This window comes from Pseudomonas protegens CHA0 (assembly GCF_000397205.1).
GTDB classification, from domain to species: Bacteria; Pseudomonadota; Gammaproteobacteria; order Pseudomonadales; family Pseudomonadaceae; genus Aquipseudomonas; species Aquipseudomonas protegens.
Genome location: NC_021237.1, coordinates 6,086,432 through 6,112,288, shown reverse-complemented (window position 1 = coordinate 6,112,288; position 25,857 = coordinate 6,086,432). Strand labels below are relative to the sequence as shown.

Here is a 25,857-nt window from a genome sequence, read left to right as displayed (position 1 = left end):
CGGGGGGAGGTCAGTGCCGGATGAGCTTGTTGCGCAGGGCCTGGGCGGCCTGGGGTTCCAGCTCCAGCCACAGGTGCTGGGTGCCGCCGATGTCGGCGGCCGCCGGCAGGCCGTCGCGGAACACCAGGCGGTTGCCGCTCAGGGCCGGGACCTTGGGCCCGGGCAGCAGGGTCCCGGCAAGGTTCAGCGGGTCGACGCCGCACACCGCGATCAGGCTGCCGTCATGGGGCCGGCGGCGCACTTCGCGCAGTAGCGGGATGGCTTCCGGCAGGGCGAACTGCTCGCCGGCCAGGCCGCTGACGAAGCGCCCGCCGCGAATTTCTCCGCGGGCTTCCAGGCGATGGAAGGTACGCAGCAAATCGCGCCAGTTGGGCAGCCAGTCGGCCTCGCGCTCCAGCAGGCGCCAGAACACCACGCCATAGCGGCGTAGCAGGGTCATGGCCACGTGCTCCAGGGTGGCGGCGCTATCCTCGCTGGCGGCGCGGCGCAACAAGGCCCAGCGCCCCGCGTCGTCCATTCCTCCGACGAAGGCGCCGCGACCCCGTCGGCTGCTGCGGTTCTGGCGCTTGCTGGCCGGGGTGATCAGGGCCCGCAGCCCGGCGAAGCTGTCGGCATTCACCCATCCGGCGCCCACCAGTTCCTGCAGCACGGTTTCCAGTTCGCTGCGCAGCAGGTGGGTTTCCTGCAGCAGTTCATCGAAAAACAGTGCGCCCAGCTGGCTCAGTACGGTGTGAACCTTCTGCGCCTTGGGTGACAGGTCACTGCTGTCGATGGGGCAGGTCAGGGCGTTCCAGAGCGCCACGCGGGCCCGGGGCAGCAACACGATGGGGGTGCTGCGCAGGGCGCTGGCGGCGATCTTGCCGCTGCTGTTGATCCGGCTCCAGACCACCTTGCCGCTGCGGCACAGGTCATCCAGCCAACTGGCGGAGTAATCCTTCAGGCGCGCCGGCAGCAGGTCGCTGTCCCAGGCCGAGGCCGCTGCGGGGTAGCCTTCGAACTGCGCGACCAGCTCGGCCAGCATGGCGCTGCCCTGGCCCTGGGTACCCGGCGACAGGTGCTGCCAGTCGAACAGAAAGCGCATGAAATCCTGCAAGGCCACCGGTTCGATTTCCCGGCGCAGGCGCTTCACCGTGTAGCGGTGGATCCGCGCCAGCAGGTGACGTTCGCACCATTGTTCTTCATCGCCGCCAGGGCTGAAGCGCCCCCGCAGCACATAACCTTCGCTCTCCAGCTGGATCAGCGCCTGGTGGATGCTGGAAGCGGGCAGGCCCAGGGGCGCGGCGATCTGCGCCAGGGTCAGGGGAGCGAAGCCGCTGAGGCGGGCGCGAATCAGCTCCACCAGGGCCGGCTGTGCCTCCCAGGCCTGGTCGAAACCGGGCACCGGTTGCAGCGCGGGTTGCAAGGCGGCCTGAGGGTACAGCGCCCGCAGACAGCAGATGCGCTCCAGGGCCAGCCACAAGCCGCCGCCCGGGCCGGCCTGCAAGCGGCAGGCGCGGCCCTGGCTGGAAAGGGCTTGCAGCCACTCGGGCCAGTGGAGGTTGGCCTGGGCCTCGGCTTCGCTGATACAGGCCAGGCTCATCAGCGCTTCGTGCATTTCATCGGCACTGGCCGGGGCTGGCCAGGCTTCGGCGGCCACCGCGGCAATCGCTTCGGCATCCAGGGCGCCCAGGTCGTCGGTGGCTTGCGGGTCGCTCCAACGCCGGGCCAGCACCGCCTGGGTACGGCGTTCCTCCAGGGGCGCGTCATCGAGAAAGGTGTAGGGCTTGGCGCTGAGGATTTCCGCCGCCAGGGGCGAGGGCGCCGGCAGTTCGCGGCTGAGCAGGCGCACCTGGCCCTGTTCCATGCGCCGCAGCAGGTTCAACCAGCCTTCGCTGTCCATGGCTTCGTGCAGGCAGTCGTCGAGGGTCTGCTCCACCAGCGGATGGTCGGGAATCTCGCGCTCGCCGGCCAGGTTTTCCAGGCAGGCGATCTGGTCGGGAAACACGCTGGCGATCAGGTCTTCGCTTTTCATGCGCTGGATCTGCGGCGGCACTTTGCGCCCGCCGCTGTAGCGCGGCAGGGCCAGCGCCACTCCGGCGTTCCAGCGCCAGCGCACGCCGAACAGCGGTGCGTCCAGCAGCGCCTGGACCAGGATGTGTTCGGCGCTGTTGCTGTGCAGGTAACGCCAGACCTCGTCCAGGGCGAAGCTGTGGCTGGTGGACAGGGAAAGGACGATCGCGTCCTCGCTGGCGGCCGCCTGCAATTCGAAATTGAAGGTGCGGCAGAAGCGCTTGCGCAGGGCCAGGCCCCAGGCGCGGTTGATGCGGCTGCCGAAGGGGCTGTGGATCACCAGTTGGGTGCCGCCGGACTCGTCGAAGAAGCGCTCCATGATCAGCGTGTCCTGGGACGGCAGCGCGCCCAGGGCCAGGCGCGCCGGTGCCAGGTAATCCACCAGTTGCTCGGCGCTGGCCAGGTTCAGGCCCAGTTCGTGGTGCAACCAGTGGATGGCCGCTTGCAACTGGCCGGGCGTGGCGCCGAGCAACTCGTCGAGTTGGGCCAGCAGGCGCGCCACGGCACTGGAGAGTTCGGCGCTGCGCCCGGGGGCTTCGCCGAGCCAGAAGGGAATGTTTGGCGGCTGGCCCTGGGCATCCTCGACCCGCACCTTGCCGGTTTCCACCCGCAGGATGCGATAGGAGGTGTTGCCCAGCTGGAACACGTCGCCGGCAATGCTTTCCACGGCGAAGTCTTCGTTGACGCTGCCAATGTTCAGCCCCTGGGGCTCCAGCAGCACGCTGTAGTCGGCGTTGTCGGGGATGGTCCCGCCGCTGGTCAGCGCGGTCAGTTGGGCGCCTCGGCGCCCGCGCAGGGTGCGGGCCAGGGCGTCGCGGTGCAGGTAGGCGCTGCGCAGGCCCTGGCGCCCGTTGAAGCCCTCGGCGAGCATCTGCAACAGCGCCTGGTAGTGGGCCTGATCCAGGTCGGCGTAGGGCGCGGCCTGGCGCAGCATGTCCAGCAGCGCGGCTTCCGACCACTCCTGGCAGCTGACTTCAGCGACGATCTGCTGGGCCAGCACATCCAGGGGGGCATGGGGAATCAGTAGAGTGTCCAGTTCGCCCCGGCGCACGCAGTCGAGCAGGGCGGCGCATTCGATCAGGTCGTCGCGGGTCAGGGCGAACAACCGGCCCTTGGGCGTGCCGCCCACCTGGTGACCGGAGCGGCCGACCCGCTGCAGAAAGGCCGAGATCGAGCGCGGCGAGCCGATCTGGCACACCAGGTCGACATCACCGATATCGATCCCCAGCTCCAGGGAAGCGGTAGCGATCAGCACTTGCAGGTCGCCGGCCTTGAGTCGCTGCTCGGCTTCCAGGCGCTGCTCCTTGGCCAGGCTGCCGTGGTGCGCGGCCACCGCCTGCTTGCCCAGGCGCTCGCTGAGGTGGCGGGCCAGGCGCTCGGCCAGGCGCCGGGTGTTGACGAATATCAGCGTGGTGCGGTGTTCCCTGGCCAGGTTGGCGAGGCGCTCGTACACCAGCTCCCAGACGTCATTGGCCATGACCGCCGACAGCGGCACCGGCGGCACTTCGATGTCCAGGTCCCGGGGCCGGGCGTGGCCGATATCGACAATTTCGCAAGGGCGGCCGTGGCCCACCAGAAAGCGCGACACGGCTTCGATGGGCTTCTGCGTGGCGGACAGGCCGATGCGCAGCAAGGGTTCGGCGCGCAAGGCCTGCAAGCGTTCCAGGCTCAGGGCCAGGTGGCTGCCGCGCTTGCTGCCGGCCAGGGCGTGGATTTCGTCGACGATCACGCTGCGGGTGCTGGCCAGCATCCTGCGGCCGGAATCCGAGCCCAGCAGCACGTAGAGGGATTCCGGGGTGGTGACGAGGATCTGCGGCGCGCTCTTGCGCATGGCGTTGCGGTCTTTCTGCGGGGTATCGCCGGTGCGCACCGCGGTGCTGATGGACAGTTCCGGCAGGCCCATGCGGCGCAATTGCTCGGTGATGCCCGCCAGTGGCTGCTGCAGGTTGATCTGAATGTCATTGCTCAAGGCCTTGAGTGGCGACACATACACCACCAGGGTGGCGTCCGGCAGCTGGCCACCGCCGGCCAGCCCCTGGCGCACCAGGTCATCGATCACCGCGAGAAAGGCGGTCAGGGTCTTGCCGGAGCCGGTGGGCGCGGCGATCAGGGTAGAGCGGCGCTGGGCGATCAGCGGCCAGGCGCGGGCCTGGGCCGGGGTCACAGCGGCAAAGGTATGCTTGAACCAGGCGCTGACAGCGGGGTGGAAGCCGTCCAGCACCGGATTCACGGATTGGGCAAGGTTCATGGATGGATTTATGCGGCCGCACCCGGCAACTTGCAAGCACCGTTGATTCCATGGGGGCCTCGACACTTTCTGAGTGACGCTTGCGCCACAAACCCGCAAAATGCAACGATTCCGGCAATTATCGACGGCCAGCCCCACGAGACTGGCCGACTCCAACCATCGTTCTGAACAGACTGGGCCTGCTGACTCTATGCGAATGCGCCTTATGTTACTGGGCGGCGGAAATGCCCTTGGGCAGGCGCTGATTCGCCTGGGTGCGGAGGAAGACATCGGTTTCCTCGCCCCCCGTCCGCCGCAAGACGGCTGGGATGCCGCGAGCCTTACGCAACTGCTCGACGACACCCGCCCGGATGCCTTGATCAACCTGGCTTACTACTTCGACTGGTTTCAGGCGGAGAGCGTGAGCGAGGCGCGCTTGAGCGGCCAGGAACGGGCGGTCGAGCGCCTGGCAGAGCTTTGCCAGCATCACAACATCATCCTCCTGCAACCTTCGAGCTACCGGGTGTTCGACGGCTCCCGGGCGACTGCCTACAGCGAAAAGGACGAGCCGGTGCCCCTGGGCCTGCGCGGCCAGGCTCTGTGGCGTATCGAGCAAAGCGTTCGCGCCACCTGCCCACAGCACGTGCTGCTGCGTTTCGGCTGGCTGCTGGATGACAGCCCGGACGGCATTCTCGGGCGTTTCCTGGCCCGGGCCGAATCCCCGGACGAACTGTTGATGGCCGACGACCGGCGGGGTAATCCGACCCCGGTGGACGATGCCGCGCGGGTGATCATCTCGGTGCTCAAGCAGCTCGATTGCGCCGCGCCGCTTTGGGGCACCTACCACTACGCCGGCCAGGAAGCCACCACGCCCCTGGCCCTGGGGCAGGCGGTGCTGACCGAAGCCCGGCAATTGCACCCGCTGGCCATCGAGGCGCCGACCGCCCAGGCCCATGCCGCCAGCGCCGATGCCGCCGAGGAACCGCAGCACGCAGTACTGGCCTGCAAGAAAATCCTTCATACCTTCGGGATCAAGCCGCGCGCCTGGCGTGCCGCGCTCCCGGCTTTACTGGATAGGTTTTATCGTCATGGCTGAAGGCCTCGTATTGATCACCGGCGGTGCCGGTTTCATTGGCTCGCACCTGGCCGACGCCCTGCTCGCCAAGGGCTACGCGGTGCGGGTGCTGGACGACTTGTCCACCGGCAAACCGAGCAACCTGCCGCTGGCTGATCCGCGGGTCGAGCTGATCGAGGGCAATGTGGCCGATGCGTCGCTGGTCAGCCAGGCCATGCAAGGCTGCTGCGCTGTGGCGCACCTGGCAGCGGTGGCTTCGGTGCAGGCCTCGGTGGACGACCCGGTACAGACCCACCAGAGCAATTTCATCGGCACCCTGAATGTCTGCGAGGCCATGCGTGAGCACGGCGTCAAGCGAGTGCTGTTCGCTTCCAGCGCTGCGGTGTATGGCAACAACGGGGAAGGCCAGTCCATCGACGAGGACACGGCCAAGGCGCCGCTGACCCCTTATGCCTCGGACAAGCTGGCCAGCGAGTACTACCTGGATTTCTACCGGCGCCAGCACGGGCTGGAACCGGCGATCTTTCGCTTCTTCAACATCTTCGGCCCGCGCCAGGATCCCTCTTCGCCCTATTCCGGGGTGATCAGCATCTTCAGCGAACGGGCCCAGCAAGGCTTGCCGATCACCGTGTTCGGCGATGGCGAGCAGACCCGGGATTTCGTCTACGTCGGCGATCTGGTTCAGGTGCTGGTGCAGGCCATCGAGGCTCCGCAGTTGGAAGTGGGAGCGGTCAACGTTGGCTTGAACCAGGCCACGACCCTCAAGCAGATGCTCGCGGCCCTGGCCGAGGTGGTGGGTGCCTTGCCACCCATCAGCTACGGCCCGGCTCGGGCGGGCGATATCCGCCATTCGCGGGCTGGCAACCAGCGGCTGCTGCAGCGCTTCAAGTTCCCCGAACCGACCCCGATGAGCGTCGGCCTCGCCCGCCTGATGGGGCGCTGAGGGAAAACACGCACATGAAAAAGGCGCCTTGCAAGGCGCCTTTTTTATTGCTGGCGGGTTTAGAACTTGTAACCCAGGCCCACCATGTAGACCCATGGGTCGACGTCCACATTGACCTTGGCACGAGTGCCGGCGGCCAGGGCGTTGTTGTCCACGTAGGCGCGGGTATCGATGTCGATGTAGCGTGCCTGGGCGTTGATCATGATGTTGTCGGTCAGCATGTAGTCGGCACCGATCTGCCAGGCCAGGCCCCAGGAGTTCTTGGCGCGGAAGTTGTCGAAACCTTCGGACTGGGCGCGGCTGCCGACGTGCTCGTCGTAGATCCAGGTGTAGTTGATACCGGCACCGACGTAGGGTTGGAACACCGACTTGTGGTCCAGCGGGTAGTACACCACGCTCAGGGTCGGTGGCAGGTGCTTGAGAGTACCCAGCTTGCCGTTGGCCGGAGCCAGGGACGTGTTGCGGATCTTCACGTCGTGTTCGAACGGGGTGGCGGCCAGCAACTCGATACCGATGTTGTTGGTCAGCATGTAGGCGAAGTTCAAGCCCAGCTGAGTGTCGCTGTCCATGGTCGCCTTGCCGCCCAGGTTGGCGCCAGCCAGTGGGCCGCTGTCGACCTTGACGTCGGAGCTGTTGGCTTTGGGTTTGACGGTAATCGCACCGGCACGAACGATGATGTCACCAGCTTCGTGGGCGTTGGCAATCGGGGCGGCGAGTGCGAGCGCGATCAGGGAGGCGCTAAGCAGAGACTTGTGCATGGGAGCTCCAAAGGACGATTCAGATTGGCTATGTCCAATGGTAAGGATCGTCAAGTTGACCGCCTTGACTCAGCTCAATGAAATGGCAAACCCCGGTTGGCGGGGTGAACTATTCTTTTGCCCCGCACTCTTTTGACGTTCCCCGGGCGTCGCCCGCCCGCACTCTTTTACTCCGGCAACTCGTAGACGTAGATCTTCTGCGCCGCCATCTGGTAGCCGGCATCCGCCAGCTCGCTGGTGGAGGGCTTGACCTGCATGTCGCCTTCGATCCAGTACGGCTGGTACAGCTCATCGAGTTTCACCCCGACTTCGCTGGTGACGTGGACGATCTGGTTCGACGGCGGTGGCGGTACGTGGATGCAGGCGCCGAAGTAGGGCACCAGCAGGAAGTCTGTGGTGCGTCCTTCCTCGCTCACTTCCAGGGGCACGATGTAGCCGGGCAGGCGCACCGATTGGCCGTCGAGGCTCTTCACCACCGGGGCATTGGGCAGGTCCTGCTTGGCAGCGGGAGCCGATTCGGCGGACAGCGCATCGCTCATCTGCGACAGGTCGTGCAGCGGCTTCATGTTCGGCACTTCCGGCGGCGCGTCCGGCGGGATCATTTCCGACCAGGTCAGGTCCTTCGGAGCCCCCGCCGCCCACAGCGGCGAGCTGAACAGCAGCGACAGGGCAAGCAGAGAGCGCAGCAAGCGTTGGGTCTTCATAAACCAGGGCTCATAAACGAATCGACAGGCCATCGGCCAGGGATTGCCGGTAGGCGCGCCAGGCCGGCACGCTGCCCATCAGCAGCGCGGCGATCAGAATACCGCCCAGCAGCGTCCACTCATACTGGCTGGGCCAGGACAGTGGCAGGTACAGGCCGTAATTCGACTGCACGTAGCCCTGGGCCAGGGCGATGCCCAGGTACAGCAGGCCAAGCCCGGCCAGCACCCCGAACAGCGCCAGGGCGAAGGCTTCGAAGATCAGCAGGGTCGCAATGTGCCAGGGGCGCGCGCCCACCGAGCGCAGGATGGCCATCTCCCGCCGGCGTTCATTGAGGCTGGTGAGGATCGCCGTGAGCATGCCGATCAGGCCGGTCAGGACCACGAACAGCGACACCACGAACAAGGCTTTCTCGGCGGTGCCCATCAGGCTCCAGAGTTCCTGCAGGGCCACGCCGGGCAGGATCGCCAGCATCGGCTCGCCGCGGAATTCGTTGATCTCCCGTTGCAGGGCGAAGGTCGAGATCTTGCTGTTGAGGCCCAGCATGAAGGCGGTGATGGCCTGGGGCGTCAGGTCCATGTTGCGCGCCTGGTCGGCGCTGATGCGCCCCTCGCCACGGGCCGGCACGCCGTTGTGCCAGTCGATGTGGATCGCCTCCATGCCGCCCAGGCTGATGTGCAGGGTGCGGTCCACCGGAGTGCCGGTGCGCTTGAGGATGCCGACCACGGTGAAGGGCTTGTCGTCGTGCTTGACCAGGCTGATGGCCGCCACGCCATGGGCCAGTACCAGCTTGTCCCCCAGCTTGTAGTGCAAGGCATCGGCGACTTCGGCCCCCAGCACCACTTCGAAGGGGTCGCTGGCGAAGGCCCGGCCCACCGCCAGTTGCAGGTTCTGCTGGTGGCCGTACTGGTAGTGCTGGAAGTAGGCGTCGGTGGTGCCCATCACCCGGTAGCCGCGGTGGGAGTCGCCCAGGGAAATCGGGATCGCCCACTTCACCTTGGGGTTGCTGGCGAAGTGCTCGAAGCTGTCCCAGCGGATGTTGTTGGTGGCGTTGCCGATGCGGAATACCGAGTACAGCAGCAGGTTCACCGAACCGGAACGGGCGCCGACGATCAGGTCGGTGCCGCTGATGGTGCTGGCGAAACTGGCCCGGGCTTCGGTGCGCACCCGCTCCACCGCCAGCAGCAGGCAGACCGAGAGGGCAATGGCGAAGGCCGTGAGGATCGCGGTGAAGCGACGGTTAGCCAGGCTGGCCATGGCTAGACGGAACAGATACATCTCAGACCTCTGCGGGCTTGGCGGCGCGATTGAGTTCGGCCAGCGACAGGTTGCGATCGAACAGCGCTGCCAGGCTCTGGTCGTGGCTGACGAACAGCAGGCTGGCCCCGGCTTCACGGCATTCGGCGAACAGCAATTGGAGGAAGGCTTCCCGGGCGTCGTGGTCCAGCGCCGAAGTCGGTTCGTCGGCAATCACCAGTTCCGGCTGGCCGATCAGCGCCCGGGCCGCAGCGACCCGCTGCTGCTGGCCGATGGATAGCGAATCGGCGCGGCGGCCGAGCAGCTCCGCGTCCTTCAGCCCCAGGTGGGCCAGCAGGGTGGCTGCGGCCTGCTCGACGCTGCCATGGCGCTGTGCGGCGCGGCCGGCCCGTAGCTTGGAGAAGTGGCAGGGCAGCTCGACGTTCTCGCGTACCGAGAGAAACGGCAGCAGGTTGAACTGCTGGAAGATGTAGCCGGTGTGATCGACGCGAAAGCGGTCGCGGGCGCCGGCCGAAAGCTCGGTCAGCTCCTGGCCCAGCAGGCGAATGCTGCCCTGGTTGGGTTTCTGCACGCCGCCCAGCAGGCCCAGCAGGGTGGTCTTGCCGCTGCCGCTGGGGCCCTTGAGGAACAGGGTTTCGCCGACTTCCAGGCGAAAGTCCGGGATGTCCAGTAACGGTGGATGACCGGGCCAGTTGAAGCCCAGGTTGGACAGTTCGATAAGTGCTTGGGTCATGTCGGGTCGATCATCGGATGAGTGTTGTAGCCGCCGAAGGCAGCGGCTACAGGGTTGGCGCTCAGAACTTCAGGGTTGCCGCCGTGGCGCTGGCTTCGACGCCCTGCTGGCCATTCGGCGAAATGAGTTGTACCTGAATTTTCTGGGTGGCGGGGAAGGTCTTGAAGACCTGCCCCAGATCGAGGGTCTTCAGGGCATCCGGCTTGGCGCAGGTGAACTGGTAGTGGGCGTGGATCTCGCTGTGCTCATGGTGATGCTCGTGGCCAGCGGTGTCCTTGGCATCTTCGTCGTGGTCGTCGTCATCGTGATCATCGGCATCGGGCTGGTCGCCGAACAGCGGGCTCTCCAGCTCCTGCTTGGCCACCACGCACGCCGCTGCCTTGGGCAGGCTGAACAGCACCAGCGGCTGTTCCAGCTGGGTGCGGGCGGCAGCCACCTTGGCCTTGTCGGCGTCGGTGCTCGGAGCGTGTTCGAAGCCCACCAGGTTCATTGCCGGGCTCTCCAGCTCCAGTTCCAGGGTCTGGCCGTCGAGCACTGCGTTCAAACGGCCGACTCCATGTTCGTGGGCGCCGAGGCTGCCATGTTCATGCTCGTGATCATGGGCTTGCGCGGCCTGGGCGGCGGCCAGCGGCAACAGGGCGAACGGCAGGGCGAGTAGCAGACGGCGCATAGCAAGTCTCCGGAGCGAAGATGAAATAAATGTTATGTGATCTTATAACAATCGGCCGCTGAGTTTGACCGGCCGCTTGGCGTTGTGCAAGACGCGTGGGAGCATGCTCGTCAGAAAAATTCAGGAGCACAGCAATGTTGCGGATTCGTGGAAGCATCGGCGACTGGCCGGTGGATTTGACCCTTGAACTGGACGAAGGCGACTGGGCGCAACTGGGTGCGCAGTTGCAGGCGGCCAAGCCCGAGAGCGTCGCGGTGGCGGCGAAGCCGGCCAGCCAGGACGATGCCCTGTGGCAGACCACCAAGGAGTTGCTGCGCAAGGCCGGGCAGCTCAGCGGGCCGGAGTTGCTGGAGCAATTGGAAGGGCTGGCCGGTAGCGCGGCGGCAGGCAAGCGCTTGTTGGTGCGCTTGCGCCACTGCGCCGAGGTCAAGGTGGTGAGCGGCGCCGATACGCCGATCTACAGCTGGGTGCAATGACCCTGCAGGAGCCCGCTTGCTGGCGAACGCGTTCGGCCTGTCAGAACGCTTTCGCTGGCAAGCCAGCTCCTGCACCAGCCGGCTCAGTACAGGGCGGCGAACAGCTTGCGGCGGTAGGCGGTCACCAGCGGGTGGTCGTTGCCCAGCAGGTCGAAGACTTGCAGCAGGGTCTTGTGGGCGATGCCTTCGTTGTAGCTGCGGTTGCGCATGAACAGCTTGAGCAGGGCTTCGAGCGCCGCTTCATATTGCTGGCGCGCCAGTTGCTGGATCGCCAGTTGGTACAGCGCTTCATCGTCCTGCGGGTCCTTGGCCAGGCGCGCCTTGAGCTCGGCGGCGTCCGGCAGGTCCGCGGCCTGCTTGAGGAAGGTGATCTGCGCCTTGGCTCCGGCCAGGGCCGCCTTGTGCTCATCGCTCTTGACCGCGTCGAGCACGGTCTGGGCTTCACCCAGCTCGCCACGCTCGGCCAGGCAGCGGGCGTAGAGGATCAGCGCCTTGGCGTTGCTGTTGTCTTCGCCCAGCAGCACCTTGAGCAGGGCCTCGGCATCGCCGATACGACCTTCGGCAAACAGGGCTTCGGCCTGTTCCAGCGGATCGGCGGCCGGCGGTGGCGGCATCTGCACATGGGGTTCGAGCATGGCCCGCACCGCGGATTCCGGTTGCGCACCGGCAAAGCCGTCTACGGGCTGGCCGTCCTTGAACAGCACCACGGTGGGCAGGCTGCGGATGCCGAAGCGGGCGACGATGTCCTGCTCGATGTCGCAGTTGACCTTGGCCAGCAGCAGTTCGCCCTGATAGCTCTCGGCAATTTGCTGCAGCATCGGCATCAGCGCCTTGCAGGGCGCACACCACTCGGCCCAGAAGTCCACCAGGACCGGCTTGTGAAAGGAGTTCTCGATCACCGACTGGTCGAAATCAGCGGTGCGGGCGTCGAAGATGTAGGGCGTTTCCTGACTCATGGGGTATCTCGAATAAGCGGGAATGGAACCACTATAAAGGCTGGCCGGGAGGCTGAAAATCGCTATCGCCGCTGTGCGTGATAGAGGCTCACGTTGCGAAATTCCCAGGGTTCGGCCAGGTCGGGCAGGGTGAGGGCATTGAGCATTTCCAGGCGCTGATAGAGCGGGTGCTGGAAGTCCCGTACGCGGGAATCCGCCACCAGGGCCTGGCGGCCACGGCTGAGGAACTGGTCCAGCAGCGGCAGGTTGGCCCGGTCGTAGAGCACGTCCGCCACCAGGATCAGGTCGAAGCGGTCGGCCTCGGCGAAGAAATCCATGGAATAGCTCAGCTCGACGCCATTGAGTCGGGCATTCGCCCGGCAGGCGGCAATGGCCAGCGGGTCAAGGTCACAGGCCACCACTTCCCGGGCTCCGGCCTTGGCCGCGGCAATCGCCGCCACGCCGGAACCGGCACCGAAATCCAGCACCCGCTTGCCCGCGACCCAATGCGGCTGCTCGGCCAGGTAGCGCGCCAGGGCCAGGCCGCTGGCCCAGCAGAAGCTCCAGTAGGGCGGCTCGTGGAGGATGCGCCGGGTTTCTTCCGGGGTGAAGGCGCGGTTCATGTTGTCGGCGTCGATCAGCCAGAGCTTCAGCGTGGTATCGGGCAGCTCGCAGGCTACCAGTCGCGCGTCCCCCAGCAGTTCGCTGAGGGCAGCTTGCAGGTCGAGCGGGACATTCATGGGGCTTTGACAAATTGCAGTTGGCCCAGGGCCTGGCTGGTGGGTTGGTCGATGCGTTGGGCCGGCAGGTGCAGGATCAATTGGCCGGACTGGCTGGCGCGGCCGCGCAGTTCGACCCGGGTTCCGGCCGGAAAGGCTTCGGTGGCAAAGCGCAGGCGGAACGGCAGGGCCTGGCTGGTGCCGCTCAGGTTGCTGCTGGCCAGCAGGCGTTGCGGACGGCCGCGCTCATCGATCACCAGCAGGGCCAGCTCGACGTCGGCGCCGGCCGGTACGCCCTCGAGGGTGCCACTCAACTCGCGCTGGTAGGCCGGCAAGGGGCCTGGATCGGCCGGTTCCTGATTTTTTTTCACCGCCTGCTGCTGTGAAGTGGAGGGGGCCGCGGTTTTTGGCGCATCGCTGCTGCAAGCGACCAACAGGCTGACAAGACTGAGCAGAACGAGCGGTCTGAGCGGCATCTGAAGCTCCAACAAGGCGAATTTCCGTGTGCGAAACATAATAGTCGGTCTGTATACCGTAAAGGCTATGGCTTGTCTTGCCAGTGGGATGCGCTACCATGGCCCTCCCTTTTTTTGTTGCCTGCCACCATGCACTGTCCCTTCTGCGGTGCCAACGACACCAAGGTCATCGACTCGCGTCTGGTCGCCGAGGGCGAACAGGTGCGCCGCCGGCGTGAATGCCTGGCCTGTGGTGAACGTTTCACCACCTTCGAAACCGCCGAACTGGTGATGCCGCGCCTGATCAAGACTGACGGCAGCCGTCAGCCCTTCGACGAAGAAAAACTGCGCGCCGGTATGCAGCGCGCCCTGGAAAAACGCCCGGTGAGTGTCGAGCGTCTGGAGGCGGCGCTGGTGCACATCAAGCACAAGCTGCGGGCCACCGGCGAGCGCGAGGTCAAGTCGCTGGTCGTGGGTGAGCTGGTGATGACCGAGCTGCAGAAGCTCGATGAAGTCGCCTACATCCGCTTCGCCTCGGTCTATCGCCGTTTCCAGGACCTCAACGAATTCCGTGAAGAGATCGACCGTCTCGCCCGTGAGCCGGCCAAGCAATGAGCCAGCCTGCCGAGCAAGCGGTCCTCGACGCCCACTACATGGCCCGTGCTCTGGAACTGGCGCGCAAGGGTCGCTACTCCACCCATCCCAACCCGCGTGTCGGCTGCGTCATCGTGCGCGACGGCCAGGTGGTGGGCGAGGGCTGGCACGTGCGGGCCGGCGAGCCCCATGCCGAGGTGCATGCCCTGCGCGCGGCCGGTGAACTGGCCCGTGGCGCCACCGCCTATGTGACCCTCGAACCCTGCAGCCATCACGGGCGTACGCCGCCCTGCGCCGACGCCCTGGTGAATGCCGGTGTGGCACGGGTGGTCGCGGCCATGCAGGACCCCAACCCGGAAGTGGCCGGCCGTGGCTTGCATCGCCTGGCCCAGGCCGGCATCGACACCCATGGCGGTGTGCTGGAAGGCGAGGCGCGGGCGATCAATAAAGGCTTTCTGAAACGCATGGAGCACGGCTTGCCTTATGTGCGGGTCAAGCTGGCCATGAGCCTGGATGGCCGCACCGCCATGGCCAGTGGCGAGAGCCAGTGGATCACTGGCCCTGCGGCGCGCTCTGCAGTGCAGCGCCTGCGGGCCGAGTCCAGCGTGGTACTGACCGGCGCCGACACAGTGCTGGCGGACGACGCGCGGCTGACCGTGCGCGCCGCCGAACTGGGCCTGGATGCCGAGCAGACCGCCCTGGCCATGAGCCGGCCGCCGCTGCGGGTGCTGATCGACGGCCGCCTGCGGGTGCCTCTGGATGCGCCATTCTTCAAGGCCGGCCCAGCGTTGGTTGCCACTTGTGCGGCGGTGGAAGAGCAATACGCCAACGGCCCGGAATGCCTGATTGTTCCAGGCCCCGATGGCCAGGTGGATCTGCGTCGCCTGCTGTTGGAGCTGGCGGCCCGTGGGGTCAACGAAGTGCTGGTGGAAGCCGGCCCACGCCTGGCCGGGGCCTTTGCCCAGCAGGGCCTGGTGGACGAGTACCAGATATTCGTCGCCGGCAAGTTCCTCGGTTCCTCTGCGCGGCCGTTGCTGGACTGGCCGCTGGCGCAGATGAGCCAGGCGCCATTGCTGAAGATCATAGAAATGCGTGCGGTGGGCGATGACTGGCGAGTCACTGCCATCCCGGCCCCGCCAGCGAGCGTATAATTCCCGACTTTCGCCTACCCGGCGGCCCTGTTCTCGAGGAGGACTCCATGTTCACCGGCATCATCGAATCCATCGGCAGCATTCGCGCATTGACCCCAAAAGGCGGAGATGTGCGGGTCTATGTAGAAACCGGCAAGCTTGATCTGGCCGACGTCAAATTGGGCGACAGCATCGCGGTGAACGGCGTCTGCCTGACCGCTGTTGAACTGCCTGGCGATGGTTTCTGGGCCGATGTCAGCCGTGAAACCCTGGACTGCACCGCTTTTCATCAGTTGAAGGCCGGCAGCCGGGTGAACCTGGAGAAAGCCCTGACCCCGACCACCCGCCTGGGCGGTCACCTGGTCAGTGGCCATGTCGACGGCGTCGGTGAAGTGGTGGCGCGGGAAGAAAATGCCCGGGCCATCCAGTTCCGCATCCGCGCACCGAAAGAGCTGGCCAAGTACATCGCCCATAAAGGCTCGATCACCGTCGACGGCACCAGCCTGACGGTCAACGCGGTCAATGGCGCCGAGTTCGAGCTGACCATCGTTCCCCACACCCTGGCGGAAACCATCATGGCCGACTACCGGCCGGGTCGGCAGGTCAACCTTGAGGTGGACCTGCTGGCGCGCTACTTGGAGCGCCTGCTGCTGGGCGACAAGGCGGCCGAGGCCACGGGCGGCACCATTACCGAAAGTTTTCTGGCCGCTAACGGCTATCTCAAATCCTGACTCAAGGGGGTGCCGAGTGGCGCTCAACAGCATCGAAGAACTGGTTGAAGACATCCGCCAAGGCAAGATGGTCATCCTCATGGATGACGAAGACCGCGAGAACGAAGGCGACCTGATCATGGCCGCCGAGTGCTGCAAGGCCGAACACATCAACTTCATGGCCAAGCACGCCCGCGGCCTGATCTGCATGCCCATGAGCCGCGAGCGCTGCGAGCTGCTCAAGCTGCCGCTGATGGCGCCGCGCAACGGTTCGGGGTTTGGCACCAAGTTCACCGTCTCCATCGAGGCCACCGAAGGCGTGACCACCGGCATCTCCGCCGCTGACCGCGCCCGTACCGTGCAGGCCGCCGCTGCCAAGGACGCCAAGGCCGAGGACATCGTCAGCCCGGGCCACATCTTCCCGCTGATGGCCCAGCCCGGCGGCACCCTGGCCCGCGCTGGCCACACCGAGGCCGCCTGCGACCTGGCGCGCATGGCCGGTTTCGAGCCCAGCGGGGTGATCTGCGAAGTGATGAACGACGACGGCACCATGTCCCGTCGCACCGAACTGGAAGCCTTCGCCGCCGAGCACAACATCAAGATCGGCACCATTGCCGACCTGATCCACTACCGGATGATCCACGAACGTACCGTTCAGCGGATTGCCGAGCAGCCGCTGGATAGCGAACTGGGCCAGTTCAACCTGGTGACCTATCGTGATTCCGTGGAAGGCGACGTGCACATGGCCCTGACCCTGGGCGAGATCTGCGCTGAAGAGCCGACCCTGGTACGGGTGCACAACATGGATCCGCTGCGCGACCTGCTGATGGTCAAGCAACCGGGCCGCTGGAGCCTGCGGGCGGCCATGGCCACGGTGGCCGAGGCCGGCAGTGGCGTGGTGCTGTTGCTCGGGCACCCGCTGGATGGCGACGTGCTGCTGGCGCATATCCGTGAAACCGCGGAGCACCAGCCGGCGAAGAAGCCCACCACCTACAGCATCGTCGGTGCCGGTTCGCAGATCCTGCGCGACCTGGGCGTACGCAAAATGCGCCTGATGAGTGCGCCGATGAAGTTTAATGCGATATCCGGTTTCGACCTGGAAGTTGTAGAATACGTGCCCTCCGAATAAAAGCCGCCTGTTTCCGGCAGCCTATTCGCGGTTCAAATATCACTGAAGAGCGTGTACTAGACACGCTCTGGCTCTTTAAGAGATTTGTCGAATGACCCTGAAGACCATCGAAGGTACCTTCATCGCCCCTAAAGGCCGCTATGCCCTGGTGGTCGGCCGTTTCAACAGCTTCGTCGTCGAAAGCCTGGTCAGCGGCGCGGTTGACGCCCTGGTTCGCCACGGCGTGAGCGAAAGCGACATCACCATCATCCGTGCTCCTGGCGCCTTCGAAATTCCGTTGGTTGCACAGAAAGTGGCACAAAAGGGTGAGTTCGCGGCAATCGTCGCCCTGGGCGCGGTCATTCGTGGCGGTACTCCGCACTTCGAATACGTGGCTGGCGAGTGCACCAAGGGCCTGGCCCAGGTGTCCATGGAGTTCGGCGTGCCAGTGGCCTTCGGCGTGCTGACCGTTGACTCGATCGAACAAGCCATCGAGCGTTCCGGCACCAAGGCCGGCAACAAAGGTGCTGAAGCTGCCCTGTCCGCCCTGGAAATGGTCAGCCTGCTGGCGCAGTTGGAGGCCAAGTGATTAGCGACGATAGCGATCGTTTCAACCCGCGCGATCCCAAGCCTGCCAATGCCGGCAAGCCATCCAAGAGCGCCAAGCGTCGCGAAGCCCGTCAGCTCGCGACCCAGGCGCTGTACCAATGGCACATGGCCAAGCATTCGCTGAACGAGATCGAAGCGCAGTTTCGGGTCGACAACGATTTCACTGACATCGATGGCGCCTACTTCCGTGAGATCCTGCACGGGGTTCCGGCCAACAAGAACGAGATCGACACCGCGCTCGTGCCTTGCCTGGACCTGGCCATCGATGAGCTGGACCCTGTGGAACTGGCGGTTCTGCGCCTGTCCACCTGGGAACTGCTCAAGCGCGTCGACGTGCCGTACCGCGTTGTGATCAACGAAGGTATCGAACTGGCCAAGGTCTTCGGTTCCACCGATGGCCACAAGTTCGTCAATGGCGTACTCGACAAGCTGGCCCCACGCCTGCGCGAAGCTGAAGTGAAGGCGTTCAAGCGCTGAACCGCGCTTGCAGCTGCCATGGGCGAGTTTGAGCTGATCCGCAACTTCTTCGCTGCCGCGCCTTGTGCGCAGGGCGGCGAGGGTGTTGCCCTGGGGATCGGCGACGACTGCGCCTTGCTGGCAGTTGCCCCTGGCGAGCAGTTGGCGATTTCCACCGACACCCTGGTGGCCGGTGTGCATTTCGCCGATCCCTGCGAGCCCTTTCTTCTTGGCCAACGCTCCCTGGCGGTGGCTGTCAGCGACCTGGCCGCCATGGGCGCCACGCCACTGGCCTTTACCCTTGCCCTGACCCTGCCGACGGTAAGCACCGATTGGCTGCAGGCCTATGCCCAAGGTTTGAATGCCATGGCGCAGAACTGCGGGGTGCGCCTGATCGGTGGCGATACCACCCGCGGCCCCTTGACCCTGACCCTGACGGTATTCGGCCGGGTACCTGCCGGCCTGGCCCTGACCCGCAGCGGTGCTCGGGCAGGCGATCTGCTGTGCGTCGGCGGTGACCTGGGCAACGCCGCCGGCGCCTTGCCGCTGGTTCTGGGCCAGCGCAGCGCCGAGCCGGCGCTGGCTGAGCCACTGCTGGCCCATTACTGGTCGCCGCAACCGCAACTGGCCCTGGGCCAGGCGCTGCGGGGCAAGGCCACGGCGGCGCTGGACATCTCCGATGGCTTGCTGGCCGACTGCGGCCATATCGCCACGGCCTCGGCGGTTGGTTTGCAGGTCGAGGTCGAGAAGGTGCCGCTGTCGCCGGCGCTGCTGGGCTTTCTCGGCCAGCAGGGCGCTCGCGCCGCGGCCCTGAGTGGCGGTGACGACTACGTCCTGGCCTTCACCCTGCCACCGGCCGAACTGGCGCCGCTACTGACGGCCGGCTGGCCAGTGCGGGTGGTCGGGCGAGTGGTGGCCGGGCAGGGGGTGACCCTGCTGGATGCCGATGGGCAGGACATCACCCCCGGCACCCGGGGTTATCAACACTTTCCGGAGACACAGTGACAGATCATCCCAAACAGGTCCCGGCGGAGTTCGTACCGCCGTCGGTGTGGCGCAACCCCTGGCATTTCCTGGCCTTCGGCTTTGGTTCCGGCACCTTGCCCAAGGCGCCGGGCACCTGGGGTTCGCTGGTTGCGCTACCCTTTATCCCGCTGTGGCAGATGTTGCCGGACTGGGGCTACTGGCTGATGCTCGGCATCACCATGCTGTTCGGCTTCTGGCTCTGCGGCAAGGTGGCCGACGATCTGCGGGTGCATGACCACGAAGGCATCGTCTGGGATGAAATGGTCGGCATGTGGATCACCCTGTGGCTGGTGCCCGAAGGCTGGTACTGGCTGCTGGCAGGTTTCCTGATGTTCCGCTTCTTCGACATTCTCAAGCCCTGGCCGATTCGCTGGATCGACCGGCATGTGCATGGCGGCGTCGGCATCATGCTCGACGACGTCCTCGCCGGGGTGTTTGCCTGGCTGGCGATGCAAGGGCTGGTGTGGTGCTTCAGCTGAGGAAATAGGCATGGGTGTGTGCCGCGCGCTGCTGGTATTGCTGGTTGCCTTGAGCTGTTGCAGCGTCCGGGCCGCGGAGCCGCAGGCGCAGCCCAGGCACATTCGCATCGCCAGCGAGGTCTGGAGCGATTACACCGAAGCCAACGGCGAGGGGCTGGGCTGGGACATCCTGCGCGAAGTCTTCGAGCCGCTGGGTGTGACCATCGAACGTTGCAGCGTGCCCTATACCCGTTCGGTCGGGCTGGTACAGCGCGGCGAAGTGGACGCCCACATGGGTGCCTACCGCGATGAGTCGCCGGGTGTGCTTTACCCCCACTGGAACTACGACACCGATCACATCTACGCCCTGGGACTGGCCAGCAACCCCGAGTTGAGCCTGGCGACTATCGCCAGTTACCGACTGGTCTGGGTGCGCGGCTACAAGTACCAGGACTACCTGCCCAATATCCGTCGCTACAACGAGATCCGCCGGCGCATCGGCATCCTGCCGATGCTGCTGTACAGCCGCGCCGACTATTACATCGATGCCCAGACCGAGATCGACTACGTGCTGGGGCAGGCCTCCGATCCGAGCCAGTTCAAGCGTACCCACCTGACCGAGCTGCCGCTGTACCTGGGGTTCGCCAGCAACCCGCGCGGGCGGGAAATGCGCGAACTGTACGACCAGCGCATGGCACAGCTGGTGAGCACCGGGCGTTTGCGGCCGATCTTCGAGCGCTGGAAACAGCCTTATCCCTTTGATGGGAGCCCTTAGCCGGCGGTGCGTTGATCAAACTTATCGATCTTTATCTCCGATAATTCAGCCTAAGCGTCCAGTGGAGGCTGCTGTTACAATGCCGCCTCTGCGAATCTCCAGTCCTCATACAGATCAGGAGCACAACAGTGCCCGTCGTTTTTGTTGCTGCTTGCAAGCTGCCTACGCCTTTTGCGCAATTCACCATGCATGGTTTTCTCGATGAAGCTACCGGCCGCGAGCATGTGGTGCTCAGCCTGGGCGATATCGCCGACGGCGCTCCGGTTCTCGGCCGCCTGCACTCCGAGTGCCTGACCGGCGATGCACTGTTCAGCCAGCGTTGCGATTGCGGCTCGCAACTGGAAGCCGCCCTGCAGGCCATCGCCCGCGAAGGTCGTGGGGTGTTGCTGTACTTGCGCCAGGAAGGCCGGGGTATCGGCCTCTTGAACAAGATCCGCGCCTACGAACTGCAGGACGGTGGCGCCGACACCGTGGAGGCCAACGAACGCCTGGGCTTTGCCGCCGACCAGCGCGACTACGCCATGTGCCTGCCGATGCTGGAGCACCTGGGGGTCAAGTCCCTGCGCCTGATGACCAACAACCCGCGCAAGGTCAAGGCCTTGACCGAGATGGGGATCCAGGTCGCCGAGCGCGTACCGCTGCATACCGGCCACAACCCGCACAACAAACTCTACCTGGCGACCAAGGCCAGCAAGCTCGACCACATGATGGGCAACGAGCACCAGGGCGAGGTTGACCGCGCGTGACCCGGGGCCAAGTCAAGCGGCGCCTGACCGTCAGTTGGTGGCAATACCTGGCCCTGGGCCTGTTGCCGTTGTTCGTGATCAACGCGCTGTTCGGCCAGGGCGAGCCCATCCTGCCGGTGCTGGCGATGCCGTTCTTCATTGCCGGGGTGGCATCGATGTTCGTCAGCCTGCGCTTCTTCGGCGGCTACAAGCACGCCCTGATCGCCACCCAGAAAGCCCTGGACACTCCCGAGGAACCGGCGGCCTGGATCAACCTTGCGGCCAGCCGGCGGGTGGCGTTCCTGGCGGCGTCGCTGCCGGCCTGGATCGGCACCCTGGCAGTGTTCGTCGGCCTGGAAGCGGTGCCGCTGATGCTTCTGGCGGTGTCCACGGCGGTGCTGTTCTACCTCTATCGCATTCCGCGTCAACTGGGCTGATGCTGCGCTGGCTGGCGGTCCTGTGCCTGCTGGCCAGTGTTCCGGCGCTGGCGGCGCAGCGGGTGGTGAGTCTTGCGCCATCGCTCTCGGAAATCGTTGTAGAGCTGGGGGCTGCCGAGCTGCTGGTGGGCGTGCTGGATGCCGGTGAACGGCCCGCGCCGCTCAAGGACCTGCCTTCGGTGTGGCGCTACGGCCAGCTGGATATCGAGCGTTTGCTGAGCCTCAAGCCTGATCTGCTGTTGCTCTGGCCGGGCAGTGTCGGCCCGGCCCAGCGCGATCAACTGGCGCGCCTGGGGATCCCCACCCTGGTTGCCGAACCCCATGACTTCCCGCAACTGACCGCGCAGATTGCCGAGATCGGCGAGCGCCTGGGTCGCCCGGCGGCCGGCCGCGAGCTGGCCGCCGAGTTGAACGGGCAACTGGCTGCATTGCGCGTCCGCTATCACCGCGAACCGCCGTTGCCGGTGTTCTATCAGGTCTGGGACCAGCCGCTGTATACCGTGGGTGGTGGGCAGATCATCAGCGAAGCCTTGAGTGTCTGCGGCGCGCGCAATGTGTTTGCCGACCAGCAACTGCCGGCGCCCCAGGTCAGTATCGAGTCGGTGTTGCAGCGCAATCCGCAGGCGATCCTGGCCACCGTCCAGGGACAGTTGGATGCCTGGAAGGCCTGGCCGCAGATCGCGGCGGTACAGCAGGGGCGGTTGTTGCTGGTGAGGGACAAGGGCCTGGAGCGGCCCAGTGGGCAGATGATTGCAGCGACTGCCAAGCTCTGTGCCTTGATCGCGCCCGAGCGCTGAGCCCCTTCGCCGGCGAGCCGGCTCCTACGGGGTCGGTGTAGGAGCTGGCTTGCCAGCGAAGGCGGCGGACCTTACAGCTCAGGCGTCCAGGTCACGCCGAGCATCCAGGTACGGCCTTCGCTGCGGTAGCCATAGTCGTTGCCGTTGTACTCGTAGAACGCGCGGCTATAGGACTTGTCGAAGATGTTGTCGAGTTTCAGGTCCAGCTTCACTTCCTGATTGATCGCCCAACTGCTTCGCAGTCCGAACAGGCCGTAGCCGCCAATCGGGACCTGCTTTTTCGTGCTCAAGTCCTCACGGCTCTTGCTCACCAGTTGCCAACTGGCACCTAGCGCCAATTGGTCGAACTGCCGGTCTAGATCCAGATTCAAGGTGCGGCGGGCACGGCGCGGCAGTTGATGGCCATCCTTGCGATTGCGCGGATCAATGATCGCGGTGCCGATGCTGGTCTGCCAGCCGAACAGTTCCTGTTTCAGGGCCGCTTCGAAACCGTTGATTCTCGCTGCGCCAACGTTTTCCGGGCGTTGGGCTATGCGGTCATAAATGATTGCGTCCTTGATATCGGTGCGGAAGATCGAGGTCTCCAGGCGAGTGCTTTGCGTCAGTTGGTTACGCCACTGCAATTCATAGCTCTTGGAGTGTTCCGGCTTGAGGTCGGGGTTGCTGAAGCCGGGGTAATACAGGTCGCTGAAGTTGGGCGCCCGGAAACCTTCGCTATAGGAGAGCAGCAAGTCATTGTCCGGGTTGAGCGGCAGGGTAAAGGTGCCGCTCCAAGTGTTCTGGCTGCCATATTGCTGGTTCTGGTCGCGGCGCAGACCCAGCTCGGTGGAGAAACTGTCACCGCGAAAGCGGTGCTGAATGAAGGCTGCCCGGTTCCAGCGGCTGTCTTCGGCAAATCGCGCCGGGCTGGTATTGAGCCGGTCTTCGTACCAGTCAGCGCCGAGGATCAGGCTGTTGTGTTCGTCCAGGCGCAGATCGTTCTGCCAGTTCAGCGAGTCCCGGTAGGTATTGAATACGTTTCGTTCGTCACTGAGTTTGTCGCGCTTGAGGTCGCGGTTCTCGCTATGCCCCAGCTCTACTCGCGACGTCCAGTAATCATTGATGTGCGCATCGAGATAGCCGCTGACGCTGCTGACACTGAAGTCGGTGTAAGGATCCTGGGCGAAGACGTCGTAGCTTGAGTCGTAGCGCCCGAAGGGGTTGTCATAGCGCGTGCGACCACGGTTATCCAGCAGGTTGAGGCCTACCTCCAGGTCATCGTTCAGCGCATGGCTGAGGGTGAAGCTCAACGACTTGTTGCGGTAACCATCATGGTCGGCATCGCTGGGGAACGATTCCTGGGTCCAGTCGATCCCGGCGGTTTCATCCAGGTTGGCGCCGAGGCTGAAGCGTGTCTGTTGATCTCCACCGGACAGTCCCAGGCTGCGCTCCCAGGTCTGGTTGCTGCCAGCGGCGACGCGCATGCGCCCATGGAGCCCCGAGTCCGCTCCGCGCCGGGTGAAGATCTGGATCACCCCGCCAATGGCGTCGCTGCCATAGATCACTGAGCGCGAGCCACGCAGTACTTCCACCCTTTCTATCTGCTCGATACTGATGAACTGCAGGTTACTGTCGCCGCTCGATGAGCTGCTGATGCGCTGGCCGTCCACCAGCACCAGGCTCTGGGCCGAGTTGGTGCCGCGGATGAAGATATTCGGCAGGTTGCCGCGCCCGCCGCCCTGGGCTACCTGCACCCCTGGCACCCGCTGCAGCAGGTCGGTGAGGCTGCCGGGTTGCAGGCGGTCGATGTCTTCCCGGGTGAATACGGTGTTGGCGGCGCTGCTGTCATTGCGCGCTTCCACCTGGCGGTTGGCGCTGATCAGCATTTCGGGCAGTTTCAGGGCCTGATCGCGGTCGGGGGGGGCGGCAAGGAGTTCGGCGCAGGGCAAAAGGCAAAGCGGCAGGGCCAGGCGAGAGAGTTTCATGGCTATTCCGTTAGCGCGGCTCGGCCTTTGCCGCAAAGTGGGAGAGGCTGCACAGTGAAGGCCAAAAAGCGACGCCCGCATGGCGGGCGTGCAACAGCGGCTACAGCTGGCCGTTGTGGATCAAGCCAGGCCCAGCAGCGCCAGGCGCTGGCGCACCGAGGCCTCGATGCCGGCTTCGTCGAGGCCGCACTCGGCGAGCATCTGCGCCGGTTTGGCGTGCTCGACGTAGGCGTCCGGCAAGCCCAGGTGGAGGATCGGCTTGAGGATGTTTTCCCGTGCCAGGTATTCGCTGACCGCGCCACCGGCGCCACCCATGATGGCGTTTTCCTCGATGGTCACCAGCAGTTCGTGGCTGCTGGCGATCTCGCGTACCAGGGCTTCATCCAGTGGCTTGACGAAGCGCATGTCGACCACCGTGGCGTCGAGTTTCTCGGCCACTTGCAGGGCTTCGGCCAGTTGCACGCCGAACACCAGCAGGGCCACTTGCCTGCCCTGGCGGCGGATCACGCCCTTGCCGATCTCGATCGGTTCCAGGCTCTTGTCGATCGGTGCGTTGGGGCCGGTGCCGCGTGGGTAGCGCACGGCCGCAGGGCCGCTGTACAGGTGCCCGGTGCTGAGCATCATGCGCAGCTCGTTCTCGTCGCTCGGGGTCATCACCAGCATGCCGGGGATGCAACGCAGGTAGGAGAGGTCGAAGCTGCCGGCGTGGGTCGGGCCGTCTTCGCCCACCAGGCCGGCGCGGTCGATGGCGAACAGCACGTCGAGGTTCTGTACCGCCACATCGTGGATCAGCTGGTCATAGCCGCGCTGGAGGAAGGTCGAATAGATCGCCACCACCGGCTTGGCGCCCTCGCAGGCCATGCCGGCCGCCAGGGTCACGGCGTGCTGCTCGGCAATTGCCACGTCGAAGTAGCGCAGCGGGAAACGCTCGCTGAAGGCCACCAGGTCCGAACCTTCCTTCATCGCCGGGGTGATGCCCACCAGGCGCGGGTCGGCGGCGGCCATGTCGCACAGCCATTCGCCGAACACACCGGAGTACTTCGGCCCGCCGGCCTTTTTCGGCGCGGCCGCCGGGGCGTCCAGGGGTTCCAGCTTGGTGATGGCGTGGTAGCCGATCGGGTCGACTTCCGCCGGGGCGAAGCCCTTGCCCTTCTTGGTCACCACATGCAGGAACTGCGGGCCCTTGAGGTCGCGCATGTTGCGCAGGGTGGCGATCAGGGTCGGCAGGTCATGGCCGTCGATGGGGCCGATGTAGTTCCAGCCCAGTTCTTCGAACAGGGTGCCGGGGACCAGCATGCCCTTGGCGTATTCTTCGGTGCGGCGAGCGATTTCCCAGGCCCCGGGCAGGCGCGACAGCACTTTCTTGCTGCCTTCGCGCATGCTGGCGTAGGTGCGGCTGGAGAGAATCTTGGCCAGGTAGTTGGACAGCCCGCCGACATTGCGCGAGATCGACATGTCGTTGTCGTTGAGGATCACCAGCATGTTGGCGTCCACCTCCGGCGCGTGGTTCAGGGCCTCGAAGGCCATGCCCGCGGTCAGGGCGCCGTCGCCGATCACGGCGATGGCCTTGCGCTCGCTGTTCTGCAGGCGTGCGGCGATGGCCATGCCCAGGGCAGCGCTGATGGAGGTACTGGAGTGGCCGACGCCGAAGGTGTCGTACTCGCTCTCGGAGCGCCGCGGGAAGGCGGCCAGGCCGTCTTTCTGGCGCAGGCTGGCCATATGCTCACGGCGCCCGGTGAGGATCTTGTGCGGATACGCCTGGTGACCCACGTCCCACACCAGCCGGTCGTCCGGGGTGTCGAACACGTAATGCAACGCGATGGTCAGCTCGATGACCCCGAGGCCGGCACCGAAGTGCCCGCCGGTCTGGCCGACCGTATAGAGCAATTCCAGGCGCAACTCATCGGCCAGGGTTTCCAGCTCGGCTTCGCCTAACCGGCGCAGGCCGTCCGGCGTCTGGGCGCGGTCGAGCAGCGGCGTGGTCGGGCGTTTGCGGGGAATCTCATGAAACGTCGTGGGCATCAGGCGAATCGTTATAGGTATAGAAAGAGGCGGCAGTTTACCTTATG

26 protein-coding genes are annotated in these 25,857 nt (G+C 65.3%); 15 read left to right on the top strand and 11 right to left on the bottom strand.

What is annotated here, in order from left to right; translation table 11 throughout:
• Positions 1–10: 10 nt before the first annotated feature.
• Positions 11–4,297 (bottom strand): DEAD/DEAH box helicase, encoded by a 4,287-nt coding sequence (locus tag PFLCHA0_RS27350; protein ID WP_041752622.1) that lies wholly within the window; start codon positions 4,295–4,297, stop codon positions 11–13.
• A 190-nt stretch (positions 4,298–4,487) separates the two neighbouring features.
• Here PFLCHA0_RS27350 and PFLCHA0_RS27345 point away from each other — a divergent pair, with 190 nt between their 5' ends.
• Both PFLCHA0_RS27345 and PFLCHA0_RS27340 read left to right on the top strand, forming a co-directional pair.
• Positions 4,488–5,372: a sugar nucleotide-binding protein gene (locus PFLCHA0_RS27345; protein WP_036995925.1), complete on the top strand. Its 885-nt coding sequence runs from the start codon at positions 4,488–4,490 to the stop codon at positions 5,370–5,372.
• The gene (locus tag PFLCHA0_RS27340; protein WP_041752620.1) at positions 5,365–6,294 is read left to right on the top strand and encodes an NAD-dependent epimerase/dehydratase family protein; all 930 of its coding nucleotides are present in this window, start codon (positions 5,365–5,367) and stop codon (positions 6,292–6,294) included. Before PFLCHA0_RS27345 ends, PFLCHA0_RS27340 begins: the two co-directional genes overlap by 8 nt.
• 59 nt (positions 6,295–6,353) lie before the next feature.
• Here the strand turns inward: PFLCHA0_RS27340 and PFLCHA0_RS27335 are convergent, their stop codons facing one another.
• The 5 genes from PFLCHA0_RS27335 to PFLCHA0_RS27315 all read right to left on the bottom strand — a co-directional run bounded on the left by PFLCHA0_RS27335 (position 6,354) and on the right by PFLCHA0_RS27315 (position 10,414).
• Positions 6,354–7,052: an OmpW/AlkL family protein gene (locus tag PFLCHA0_RS27335; protein ID WP_011063748.1), complete on the bottom strand. Its 699-nt coding sequence runs from the start codon at positions 7,050–7,052 to the stop codon at positions 6,354–6,356.
• 167 nt (positions 7,053–7,219) lie between these two features.
• Positions 7,220–7,741, bottom strand: coding sequence for a DUF3299 domain-containing protein (locus tag PFLCHA0_RS27330; RefSeq protein WP_026019988.1), 522 nt, complete (start codon positions 7,739–7,741; stop codon positions 7,220–7,222).
• A 25-nt stretch (positions 7,742–7,766) separates the two neighbouring features.
• Positions 7,767–9,032 (bottom strand): ABC transporter permease, encoded by a 1,266-nt coding sequence (locus PFLCHA0_RS27325; protein ID WP_015637208.1) that lies wholly within the window; start codon positions 9,030–9,032, stop codon positions 7,767–7,769.
• A 1-nt stretch (position 9,033) separates the two neighbouring features.
• Complete coding sequence (locus tag PFLCHA0_RS27320) at positions 9,034–9,744, bottom strand: ABC transporter ATP-binding protein (RefSeq protein ID WP_015637207.1); 711 nt, start codon at positions 9,742–9,744, stop codon at positions 9,034–9,036.
• A 61-nt stretch (positions 9,745–9,805) separates the two neighbouring features.
• On the bottom strand, positions 9,806–10,414 hold the full coding sequence (locus PFLCHA0_RS27315) for a DUF2796 domain-containing protein (RefSeq protein ID WP_015637206.1): 609 nt from the start codon (positions 10,412–10,414) through the stop codon (positions 9,806–9,808).
• A gap of 134 nt (positions 10,415–10,548) precedes the next feature.
• On the opposite strand from PFLCHA0_RS27315, the gene PFLCHA0_RS27310 reads away from it, so the two are divergent.
• Entirely contained in the window at positions 10,549–10,890 is a 342-nt protein-coding gene (locus PFLCHA0_RS27310; RefSeq protein WP_015637205.1) for a hypothetical protein, read from the top strand.
• An 83-nt stretch (positions 10,891–10,973) separates the two neighbouring features.
• On the opposite strand, the gene trxA is transcribed toward PFLCHA0_RS27310, so the two are convergent.
• The 3 genes from trxA to PFLCHA0_RS27295 form a co-directional block, all read right to left on the bottom strand.
• Positions 10,974–11,846 (bottom strand): thioredoxin, encoded by an 873-nt coding sequence (gene trxA / locus PFLCHA0_RS27305; protein ID WP_011063742.1) that lies wholly within the window; start codon positions 11,844–11,846, stop codon positions 10,974–10,976.
• 62 nt (positions 11,847–11,908) lie between these two features.
• Positions 11,909–12,565 carry a class I SAM-dependent methyltransferase gene (locus PFLCHA0_RS27300; protein ID WP_015637204.1) on the bottom strand — a complete coding sequence of 219 codons (657 nt, stop codon included), beginning with the start codon at positions 12,563–12,565 and terminating at the stop codon, positions 11,909–11,911.
• Positions 12,562–13,020: a lipoprotein gene (locus PFLCHA0_RS27295; RefSeq protein ID WP_015637203.1), complete on the bottom strand. Its 459-nt coding sequence runs from the start codon at positions 13,018–13,020 to the stop codon at positions 12,562–12,564. Before PFLCHA0_RS27295 ends, PFLCHA0_RS27300 begins: the two co-directional genes overlap by 4 nt.
• Before the next feature lie 129 nt (positions 13,021–13,149).
• Between PFLCHA0_RS27295 and nrdR the strand changes: the two genes are divergently transcribed.
• The 12 genes from nrdR (at position 13,150) to PFLCHA0_RS27235 (ending at position 21,824) form a co-directional block, all read left to right on the top strand.
• Positions 13,150–13,614: a transcriptional regulator NrdR gene (gene nrdR / locus PFLCHA0_RS27290; RefSeq protein ID WP_019095943.1), complete on the top strand. Its 465-nt coding sequence runs from the start codon at positions 13,150–13,152 to the stop codon at positions 13,612–13,614.
• Positions 13,611–14,744, top strand: a complete 1,134-nt coding sequence (gene ribD / locus PFLCHA0_RS27285) for a bifunctional diaminohydroxyphosphoribosylaminopyrimidine deaminase/5-amino-6-(5-phosphoribosylamino)uracil reductase RibD (RefSeq protein WP_015637201.1) — start codon at positions 13,611–13,613, stop codon at positions 14,742–14,744. Before nrdR ends, ribD begins: the two co-directional genes overlap by 4 nt.
• A gap of 47 nt (positions 14,745–14,791) precedes the next feature.
• The gene (locus PFLCHA0_RS27280; RefSeq protein WP_011063737.1) at positions 14,792–15,454 is read left to right on the top strand and encodes a riboflavin synthase; all 663 of its coding nucleotides are present in this window, start codon (positions 14,792–14,794) and stop codon (positions 15,452–15,454) included.
• Between the two features lie 16 nt (positions 15,455–15,470).
• Positions 15,471–16,562: a bifunctional 3,4-dihydroxy-2-butanone-4-phosphate synthase/GTP cyclohydrolase II gene (gene ribBA, locus PFLCHA0_RS27275; RefSeq protein ID WP_011063736.1), complete on the top strand. Its 1,092-nt coding sequence runs from the start codon at positions 15,471–15,473 to the stop codon at positions 16,560–16,562.
• A gap of 91 nt (positions 16,563–16,653) precedes the next feature.
• Complete coding sequence (gene ribH / locus PFLCHA0_RS27270; RefSeq protein WP_011063735.1) at positions 16,654–17,130, top strand: 6,7-dimethyl-8-ribityllumazine synthase; 477 nt, start codon at positions 16,654–16,656, stop codon at positions 17,128–17,130.
• Positions 17,127–17,627, top strand: coding sequence for a transcription antitermination factor NusB (gene nusB / locus PFLCHA0_RS27265; protein ID WP_011063734.1), 501 nt, complete (start codon positions 17,127–17,129; stop codon positions 17,625–17,627). The genes ribH and nusB overlap by 4 nt, the downstream gene beginning before the upstream one ends.
• An 18-nt stretch (positions 17,628–17,645) precedes the next feature.
• Positions 17,646–18,611: a thiamine-phosphate kinase gene (gene thiL, locus PFLCHA0_RS27260; RefSeq protein ID WP_015637199.1), complete on the top strand. Its 966-nt coding sequence runs from the start codon at positions 17,646–17,648 to the stop codon at positions 18,609–18,611.
• A complete protein-coding gene (locus PFLCHA0_RS27255; protein WP_011063732.1) occupies positions 18,608–19,111 on the top strand; it encodes a phosphatidylglycerophosphatase A family protein in 504 nt (167 codons plus the stop codon). Before thiL ends, PFLCHA0_RS27255 begins: the two co-directional genes overlap by 4 nt.
• A 10-nt stretch (positions 19,112–19,121) precedes the next feature.
• Positions 19,122–19,865 (top strand): substrate-binding periplasmic protein, encoded by a 744-nt coding sequence (locus PFLCHA0_RS27250; protein ID WP_015637198.1) that lies wholly within the window; start codon positions 19,122–19,124, stop codon positions 19,863–19,865.
• Between the two features lie 128 nt (positions 19,866–19,993).
• Entirely contained in the window at positions 19,994–20,611 is a 618-nt protein-coding gene (gene ribA / locus PFLCHA0_RS27245) for a GTP cyclohydrolase II (protein ID WP_011063730.1), read from the top strand.
• On the top strand, positions 20,608–21,027 hold the full coding sequence (locus PFLCHA0_RS27240) for a hypothetical protein (protein WP_011063729.1): 420 nt from the start codon (positions 20,608–20,610) through the stop codon (positions 21,025–21,027). The genes ribA and PFLCHA0_RS27240 overlap by 4 nt, the downstream gene beginning before the upstream one ends.
• Positions 21,027–21,824: a cobalamin-binding protein gene (locus PFLCHA0_RS27235; RefSeq protein ID WP_041752617.1), complete on the top strand. Its 798-nt coding sequence runs from the start codon at positions 21,027–21,029 to the stop codon at positions 21,822–21,824. Before PFLCHA0_RS27240 ends, PFLCHA0_RS27235 begins: the two co-directional genes overlap by 1 nt.
• A 71-nt stretch (positions 21,825–21,895) precedes the next feature.
• On the opposite strand, the gene PFLCHA0_RS27230 is transcribed toward PFLCHA0_RS27235, so the two are convergent.
• Complete coding sequence (locus PFLCHA0_RS27230) at positions 21,896–23,788, bottom strand: TonB-dependent receptor plug domain-containing protein (protein WP_041752615.1); 1,893 nt, start codon at positions 23,786–23,788, stop codon at positions 21,896–21,898.
• Between the two features lie 120 nt (positions 23,789–23,908).
• Positions 23,909–25,810: a 1-deoxy-D-xylulose-5-phosphate synthase gene (gene dxs / locus PFLCHA0_RS27225; RefSeq protein WP_015637195.1), complete on the bottom strand. Its 1,902-nt coding sequence runs from the start codon at positions 25,808–25,810 to the stop codon at positions 23,909–23,911.
• Positions 25,811–25,857: the final 47 nt, after the last annotated feature.